A 2,236-nucleotide genomic window follows, 5' to 3' on the forward strand; every position below is an offset into this window, starting at 1 on the left:
GCCCTTGAGGATGTTGACGCCCTCCTTCGTCTCGAACGAGACACCCGACACCTCGTCGAAGCAGATCACGTCGTACTGGCAGACCAGGCCGCGCTGGCCGGTGCTGTTGTTCACGAACATGCGGGCGACAGTGGCTTTGCCGCCCGAGATCAGATGCGCATAGGGCGATACCTGCTGATACAGGTGGCTCTTGCCCGTGCCACGCGGCCCCAGCTCGACGAGGTTGTAGTTGCGCTCCACGAAGGGGACCATGCGCAAGAAGATGGCGTCCTTCTGGCGCTCGGTGAGGCGATCGCCCTCCAGGCCGATGCTGCGCAGGAGCAGCCGCTTCCAGTCGGCCGTGCTGATCTGCCGCCGGCCTTTGGCGAGCGCCCCGAGCACGTCACGCTTGGAGAGCTGGATTTCCCGCAGTGAGGCCACGCCGAAGGGCCGCCCGCTGGCCTCCTGAGCGATGGCGGCGTCGTACTCCAGCTCGACCTCGGCGTAGAAGCCGCCGGTCAGCATCCGCTCGTGCTGGCGGACCAACTCGGGCGTGATGCGCACATCGCGCAGGCGCAGACTCGGCAACTCGGCAATGTAAGAGTCGGTCTTGGCATCGAGCCGCGCGGAAACGAGGTCGATGATGCGGACGGAGCCCTCCTCGCGCGCCCGGGCTTTGAACAGCTCCTCCTCGCCCGCGCGCACACTACGGCTCTGGAGCTGCCGAGCGACAATTTGAAGCCCCTCCTGGATCTCCTGCTCGTCGGTCGTGGCGCAGTAGCGGCCCAGCAGGAACTCGGCGACGTAGGTAGGCACCGGGTACTGTCGTGCGAAGGACCGCACCAGGTCCTTGCGAACAACGTAGCCCTCGAAGGCACTCGCGGTCAGGCGGTCGAGATCATCAAGGTGGGCGCTCATGCGTCGCCTCCGATGGTCGTGGGTTTCTTGTCGAGGACGGTGCCATCCGGGGCCAGGAGCACGACGAAGGCGGCGGTGCCGGCAAGGTCGGGGTCAGCCACTGGGACGGAGCAGGTACCGTCTGCCCCGACGGTCTTGGGGCCGAGGGCGAGGCTCGACGCTGCGTCCGCGACCTTACGGCGCAGGTCCACCACCAGCCCGGACGCGGAGCTGGACACCTTGACCTTGCAGCGCATCCCGAGCCACCTCAGCTCATCGATGGAGCCGTCCACGTTGGGCTTGTCAAGGGTGACAGTCAGAACGGGCGTGTAGCACTCCTGTACCGTGAGCCCGCCGTGGGCGTACTCGGTGTTGGCGTAGAAGGCACCCACGCCGGGGGCGTAGGTGACCTCCACCGTCTCATCCCAGGCCCAGGGCAGCGCGGGTAGATCGGCCTTGGAGGTGGCCTTGAGCACCGCGCAGCGGCCCCACCGGCTTTCGGCGAGGCCCGCCGGCACCTTGGCGGGAGGCATTCCGCCGGGCACCAGCAACCAGCCGTGGTCGGTGGCGATGCGCACTCTCTTCCAGCCGGCGGCCAGCAGTTCGGCCACACGCTGCTCCAGCTCGCGGAGCTGGTCATCGACGTGGCGCGCGGTCTTGCACCCGTGCTTGTGCCCGTACTTGTCGATGTCACCGAACTCAGTCCAGCCTCGCCCGGACGGGTTGCCCACCTCGGTCCCCTCGAGTACCTGCACGCCGGCCGCGGCCATCAACTTGCGGAAGGTCACGCTGTCCAACGTCTTGCCAGTGGCCTTCACCGACGGCGTGAAATCGGCCGCTCCCGCACCTCCCGTGAGCTGGTCGCGAATCGCCGAGATGTCGGGCTTCGAGGTGCCGGTGACCGGCGGGAAGGCCACCCAGCGCCCATCGTGCGCCACCCGCTTGCCGGCGGTCAGCAGACGCTCGGCCAGGACCGCGCTCACGTCCCATCGCAGCCCGTCCGCGAACAGCAGACAGGTACCGTCCTCGACGGGCACGCCATGTGGCTTGGGATAGCCACTGGTCTGGACGATCTCGCGCAGCCGCTCGGCCGCCCGCTGGAGCCATGGCAGATAGAGCGCGCGGACGGCTCCGTAGATGGCGGCCCCATCGGCGTGATCGGCGAGCGCCAGCGCGGCGAGGGCGGCCCCATCGGCCCTCCAGCCCGCCGAGGCATACCAGCTCGCCACGCCGTCGAGGTGACTGCCACCGACCGGGGCCTCGGTGGCGTCGGCGAGGGCGACAAGGTGCCGGAGCACCGTCGCCATACGCGCCTTGCCGAGCTTGGCCCATACCCAGCCTCGACGCGGCCCGTGCTCGG

General features: G+C 68.6%; 2 protein-coding genes. Both read right to left on the bottom strand.

What is annotated here, in order from left to right:
* Window positions 1–897: BREX system Lon protease-like protein BrxL (locus VF794_RS10310; protein ID WP_331109241.1), on the bottom strand; the 897-nt coding region annotated here is incomplete at its 3' end.
* Window positions 894–2,236: BREX-1 system phosphatase PglZ type B (gene pglZ / locus VF794_RS10315; RefSeq protein WP_331109243.1), on the bottom strand; the 1,343-nt coding region annotated here is incomplete at its 5' end. The genes pglZ and VF794_RS10310, both read right to left, overlap by 4 nt.

This window comes from Archangium sp., from assembly GCF_036389735.1.
GTDB lineage: Bacteria > Myxococcota > Myxococcia > Myxococcales > Myxococcaceae > Archangium.